Genomic DNA, 7,292 nt, shown 5'->3' with positions numbered 1-7,292 from the left:
TACCGTATACCTTGCTTCTGTCTGTATTCACTACCGTAAGGCTAGCTTTTCCGATTATAAAAGTCTTGATGTCTGAAGAAGGCTCGTAGTTATTATCTCCTTCAAAGAAAAAGCTAACTGTAGCTGTCCCCGCATTGATATTGTTATCATAAAGCGCATCTGGGGAAAGACTTAGATTACCCGCTCCAATTACACTTACAGCAGCAGGCTCAATTGCCGAACCAGTATAAGTGAAAGGACCGCCGTTGATGGTTACAGTCGTAACTGTAGCTGCTTTGCCAATAGTGAATTCCTCACTGTCAGAAGATGAAAGGTAGTTGTTGTCTCCTGCATAGCTATAGCTTGCTGTTGCTGTTCCCGCATTCACATTGTCCGCATAAGAAGCTTCTGGAGTCAGGTTCAGCCCGCCGGCACCTGTTACACTTACCGTAGCTGGTTCAATTGCTGATCCCGTGTAAGTGAACGGACCGCCGTTAATTGATACGGTAGTAGTAGTTGGAGCTTTATCAATTACCAAAATCCCTTCTGCAACTCCAGATCCAGAATTTTCCGTAGATAGAGTAACTGTAAAAGGATAGGAACCGGCATTTACATTATTAGGTACCGAAACTGTTAAGATTGAACCTGGAAAAGCATTACTTCCGGAAGAATTAAAAGTAGGTTGATCAAAAACACCCGATACACCAGAAGGAAAACCATTTACAGTATAAGTACCATTAACATTACCGTTAGAAGCTCTAACTGAGGTAACCACGAAATCTATTGAATTAGAAGATCCAAAAACAACTGTAGATGATTGTGGAGCAACTGAAACTGAACCAATTGATCCTTCACTACCTGTTTGAAGAGTGTAATTTCCTACAATCGGAAAATTCCCTGTTGCAGGCACATTAGCAGGAGAGTTGGGAGTTGTTCCAATTAAAATATAAGTATTTCCTCCCGCTGATAAAGAGGCAGGAAATGAAAATATCAAATTGCCAATTAAAGCTATAGCTCCAGAATTACCTGAACCACTTGTAGAAAATGTTACCGAACTGTTTACAGGAGTCGGTCCTGGTGCTGTGCCTGAATATTCTACAGTAACATTCACCCCATTAGGAAGGCCTGAAGTAGAAAACCTTACATTTGCATCCGTAAAAAAAGTCTCCGCCAAATAACCTGTGACATTTCCAGTAGCTTCCAAATGAAAAGCTACCCCTAAATGCCTTTCATCAATGGGAAACTCCAATCTCCATGTCCCGTCAGGTTTCACGGCAACATTGAAGTCATTATGATGATCATAATGAGGTTCCTCTTCGATGTGGATCCTGACGGAGGTGTCCAGAGTCCAACCCGACCCCGTAATAATCGCGACCTCCCCGGGTGCATAATCATCCTTATCAGAGACTACCGTGGGTTCGCTGCCGGCCGGATACGTTGGGGCCGGCATTTGGGCATAGGTGGTCGAAACCCATGCGATGCAGGTAAACAGGAGTAAAAGTTTTCTCATGTCAATAGAAAGTTATGGAAAGTGTTGATTTACAGCGGTGGCCCTAAAAATGTCACCTGGAGCCTTCTTAAAAAAAGTAAGAAGAATTCTTGACAAAAATATATTTTAAAAAGCAAAAAAAGAAGTATAAAATACGTTTTATTGAATAATAGCCGATTAAAAAATTTCAATCGGCTAAATTAACCAAAGTAAATTACCTAATTTATTGCTTTACCGAGCCGCACTTTTGAGAATTTTAGTCAAAAAAAATTTGAATATAATTTTAACAACAATTAATAATAAATTACTCTTATTTCCGTACCTAAAAAATTTAATTCATTCTATTACCTTTTTTGGGGCTATGGTTCCACTCACCGAAAACAAAAAAGGCAGATAGCCTTAGCCACCTGCCATATTTTGCCTTTTTATTTCCTCAACAAATTCAAAGTACCTCTTCTTACCTCTCCCTGACCGCTTTCGATGACAAAGAAGTAAGCGCCTACCGGTTGGTCCACACCATTAGCCTTGCCGTCCCAACGGTCAATCGGATCAACCGATCGAAACACCTGCCTACCGAACCTGTCGTAAACAGTAATTCTCCCCTTGACAACCGTCTTAAGTTCCGGTACACCCCAAGTATCGTTAACCCCGTCATTGTCAGGAGTGAAGGTGTTGAAAATCTCAATGTCCGCAAAGCCTGAATTCTCGACATGTAGCGTGAAGTTTCGTGAAATAGTATTTCCAACCCTATCCGTACTTGATAAGCGTATCTGATACAACGGTCTTTGTTTAGCTAATTCAGAACTATTCCAGATCAGTTTACCATTTCTGATTGCAAAGAAACTGTTTTCCATTATTGCATCTTCTATCTTATATTCATGCATATCGTCCATTTCATCTACGGTCATTATATTTGCTATGATTTCACCAGTAGAAATGTTATTCGCGATCTGCAAGTTACTAACGGTAATATCAGTTGGTATGGCTTTGTCAGATACAATTGTCGGAACTATTATCATGTTGGTGCCTTTACCGTTGTGATCCGCATACTCACCAGTAATCTGATAGACCCCAGGTCTCAATGGATCGTAATCATTGCTAAACCATTTCACCGGTGCCGATCCCTTATTAATGGTTTTACCTATCTCAATGAGTTTAACCTGCAGATCTTCAAATGGAGTATTCCAACGAACATTAATCATTTCGGCTGTTTGGTGCTCACCTTCCGGTTGCACATTTTCCCCCTCGTCCACTCTGTAAGAAACATCACAGCTTCCTATATAGGACTCCGAGTTGGCAAGTAACGCACTCACTGCATTAGCATTCACACATATAGTTTTGCGGTTATTAGGATTTCCTGAAGGAATCTGGCAGACTTGAACTTTATTGTTGTCATTGCCGCAGGATGCCTCTACCGAAATTACCTTAAACATCGCACTTGCCACACAAACCCCATTGCTGGACATTTCAACCATGTACTCTCTTACAAAGTCACCAGATCCATTTACCTGAAGTGAATTTGATGTGCTTAAAAGTTGTTTAGAGACTCCCTTCTCAAAATACGACCACTTATATGTTACTCCCGCATTGACTGGTGCGATAGAGGCAGTCAAGGTTGTTATAGAAGGCAATCCTAATGAAATTGCCGCCCCGTCAAATATCACCACATTTCCATTTCTGTTTTCAGCTACGCTTGAGGTTACTGTGGAATTTAAGACCGTGACTGTGGCTGGGTTTGTGGTAATTGATCCAATAAGATTACCAGAATTAGGAATGAACTCAGCTTGGATATTATATTCCCCACCGGCATTAAAATTATGTAAGAAGGCACCTTCAAATTTACCATTGGTCACTACTGTTGGCTCCACAAATCCAATCAAGTTTTCACCATTTATAAATTCTACCCTACCCCCTGTATTGTTGACCTCGAAAAGGGCTGTAGAAGACACCGTTGCAATCAGTTTAATATTCTTTCCGCAGTCTGAAATCGCATTAGATACTGATATAGAGGTAGTAGCAGGCGTCACCGTTAGGGTTCCATCAGCATTGCTTACTTCATAATTCACAAGCCTACTGTCCGGATCTACAAGTGCCCCAACAATGGAATAGGTACCCACATCTGCATTCTGACCTTCACCTACACTGCTTCTGGTAACCGTGATATTATCACCAGCCTGGATACCACTAATGCTTCCCATAAAATCAGGATCTAACAGGCTTACACCATATTCTTTAGTTCGGTCAGTGTTAACTACAGTAAGGGCCGCCCGGTCCACTGTCAACATACCGTTCTCGTAAGTTACTAAATAGTTGGACAGTCTGTCATTCGGATCTTTTAGGTCTCCCACTATTGGATAACTTCCAACATCCGCTCCTTCAACTTCACCAACACTACTTCTGGTTACTGTGATGTCATCGCCCGCCTGGATACCGCTGATACTCCCAGTATAATCCGCTTCTAATAAGATGGTACCGTATACTTTCGACCTAGCATTATTCACAACTGTAAGGGATGCAGGATCAACTGTCAGTAGACCATTTTCATTTGTTACAATGTAATTGCCAAGCCTACTGTTGGGATCCGCAAGGGTTCCAACTATAGGATAAACTCCAACAGATGCACTTTCAATTTCACCGGTACTACTTCTATTTACAGTAATTTGGTCTCCAGCTACTACTCCCGTAATACTTCCCGCAAAATCTATTTCATCTAAAACTTCACCGTATTTCTTAACTTTATATAAATTACTGACAATAAGGGGTACTATCTTCACTTCCAAAATACCCTCCTTGTATTCTATGTCATAATTTTCAAGACCAACCCCTTCTGCCTCACTTGCTATTATAGGATAGCTTCTCCCAACTGATGCTGTGTCTAAAGCCCCCATACTTTCCAGCTTCACTCCTTTGATTATATCCTCATTCACCAAGGCTCCTTCCTCAACAGTAAAAGCTCCTGTTCCAAGATCAAGTTCTTCTCCATAAGTCTTTATTCGATCTGTTGCATGTAATACGATAGGTTTAGCAGTTACCGAAAAACGCCCATCTAAATACTGAATATCATAATTTTCTAACCCTTCTCCCTGGGCGGCATTGGCCATAATAGGATAGGCCTCCCCTTCTAAGGTTACACTCGAGGCAGCATCCATTCCAATACTCAAAAGAGACACTGAATTAACCTTATCGGCATTTACTAAGCCTTCCAACAGGTAATCTGATTCCGAAAAACTGAAAGTCTCCCCATAGATTTTTACTTGGTCTTTGATCCTAATTAGTAAATCAGCCTTTTCCACTACCAAAACCCCACCTCCTTCAACATCAGTTGAGCTTTCGGCAATCATACCCTCCCCACTGTAAACAGCCTTAATTTGATAATTTCCAACTTTTAATAGAGATGGATTAAACTCCAAAATTGCTTCCCCTCCTATTATAGCATTGGAGGTACCGACCTTAATTTCATCAACAAAAAAGTCAACACTACCTTCCTCAATAGGAGCCGAATTACTTTGTCTTTCCACTTTGGCTGATAGGAAGACGCTTTGGGAACCGTACTTTATAGGGGCAGGGTTTACAACGGTAGTTTTTGTAACTACAAGCCCGCTTCCAACAGCAAAGCTGCTAAAGGAGGTTAACCCTGTCACCTGAATGCTACTTTGGGTTTTATTACCAACTGCTGGATATGACCATAAGGATCCGTTGTGTTTACCCACCATAAAATTATTGTAGTTGGAATTTTCACTCATATCGGCCGGCAAAAAAGCCAGTGAAAGATCAAAATTGTTAAATCCATCTACCTCATTCTCAAATTCCCAATGGCGGTTAAGTATGGGGTCAAAACCCAGATCTGCAGCATAGGGATGTGGCCCATCTATAGATTTACCTAAAACGGACCCTGAACCTGTTAATTCATAAAATTTCACTAAGGAGGGGGTAAATCCCAAAGCGGTTCCGATTGGGAAATCATACTGCTGCCTAGTGGGTGAAATTAGTCTTCTTAAGTTTCCGATTACATAGGATAAAGCAGAACCGCCTGCAATATTAGCAGCGCCATTCACCCTAACTTCATGCATACCAGTGATAATCTTTCCCTGTTTAAGATCTAATAATCCATTGATGGAAATATTATTACTTCCCAGCTCTACTTCACCATCCTCCTTGTCAATTACAATGTTGTTAAAGGTAGTCGCTCTTCCTGATAACGTTTGTTTGCTAGATTTGCTACTGAAAGTAACGGTTGATGATTCAGGGTAATATATTCCATTATTGTAAAAATCTCCCTGCAGAATCAAATTATGATTTCCTGGTCGAAATGAGTAATTGAGACCAATAGAAAATCTACCTTGCACAGTTGTGGTACCGGTAAGGTATTTATTTCCTGACCCTGTTACCTCCAAATTTCCATAAGAAATTGCCCCTATATTTTGGGTTCCTGTGGCATATTGAACCGTGCTGTTTTTATCAATAATTACTGTAGGAAATGAATTAGCCCAATGACCGTTAAGTCTAAGCCTCGTTCCATCTTTTAGATGAAAAACCTTTCCTGGTTGACCTGAGATAGAGGTATTGTTTTCTACAAAAAAAGTCCCTTTTTCAATGGTTATATTTCCTTTAACCTTTTCAGGAGTAATATGGTCTCTCACATACACGGTACCATTACTTATGATTTTCACATTTCCATAAACATACCCGAATTCTAGTCTCAAAAGTTGACCTTGAGATCCTGTAAACAGAACATGGCTATTTTCTGAAGCAAAAATTTTACTATCTCCCGTTCCAGTTCTGATGAAATTCCCGGTTACATCTAATACCCCCTCATCCCCTATTTCCAACTCTGACCATCCTCTGATGAATGCGTTTGAATAATGGGAATCAATGCGGAAAATATTAGTATTCACCCTCCCTTCAAGTAGGTAAACTTTTGAAAAGCCATTATTAAGAGTATTGACATTTACTTGGGCTGTGGTCAAAGTACCTCCGTTAATATGAAGCTCGCATCTCCGTAAAGCAGAATTACTACTTGCCAGGGTTATCCACTCCACGGCTCTCAAATGATGACCGTTAAGGTCAATTTTTGTGGTTCCTTCAACATTACCAGATATGGTTACCCGCAAGGCAGAGGCATCTTCGTACAAGGTCACCGCATGACCATTTAAAATTGTGGCCACATCCTTGGCTCCAGGATAGCCTGATCCCTCCACGTCGTTGCCGGGGTGCCCCCATGTCTCGCCTTTATTCCAAGGTCCTGATTTGGCTGATGAAAAAGAGGCATCAGTAAAATGAAAGTCAGTTTTGCCACCCATATTCCCCTTTGCTTCAATAAATAAAGCCTTGCCTAAATGATGTTCTTGGGTAATGAATTCTTTAGAAAACAGATTTCCATCACTGTCCGCAATAAGCCTAATGATCATATTCGGAAGTTCAGTTGGAACTTCCACTATGCTTAGCTCTACTAATTCCCCCGGTTGCCAACCGCTTCCTGTCATCACCACGGTATCACCAGGCAAATAATCTGGTTTTTCTGTTTCAATAGATTGGGCTGAAACAGCTAAGCAGGATAGCATGAATCCCGCCCAAAGCAATAGAGATTGCTTAAGTTGAGTTGTTTTAAAATTTCTAGTCATCTGATTTTGGGTAAAAAATGAAATAAACCTTTACGGACTGGAGCAATCTACTCCACCTATGGTCGAAAAAAACTTCAACAAACCAATTGGACCATCATTTTTCCTGCACACAAAACTTTATCTTGAAGGAATTAACCTACAAAACCAAGTGTCCGCAAAATGAACTTCTGGAGTCCAAACTAAATAGAGGATATGATCCTCGA

At 40.8% G+C, this 7,292-nt stretch carries 2 protein-coding genes; both read right to left on the bottom strand.

Annotated elements, in window-relative coordinates; all coding sequences use genetic code 11:
* A partial coding sequence (locus KI659_RS04665) for an autotransporter outer membrane beta-barrel domain-containing protein (RefSeq protein WP_213944161.1) occupies positions 1-1,489 on the bottom strand: 1,489 nt, incomplete at its 3' end.
* A 404-nt stretch (positions 1,490-1,893) separates the two neighbouring features.
* Complete coding sequence (locus KI659_RS04660; protein WP_213944160.1) at positions 1,894-7,089, bottom strand: MBG domain-containing protein; 5,196 nt, start codon at positions 7,087-7,089, stop codon at positions 1,894-1,896.
* Positions 7,090-7,292: the final 203 nt, after the last annotated feature.

The sequence above is a fragment of the Litoribacter ruber genome (assembly GCF_018449405.1).
Lineage (GTDB): Bacteria > Bacteroidota > Bacteroidia > Cytophagales > Cyclobacteriaceae > Litoribacter > Litoribacter ruber.
This window is presented reverse-complemented; position numbering and strand designations above follow the sequence as displayed.

Excerpts from the sequence above, each read along its gene's own strand:
- KI659_RS04660 (WP_213944160.1), bottom strand. The coding sequence starts at position 7,089 with ATGACTAGAAATTTTAAAACAACTCAACTTAAGCAATCTCTATTGCTT.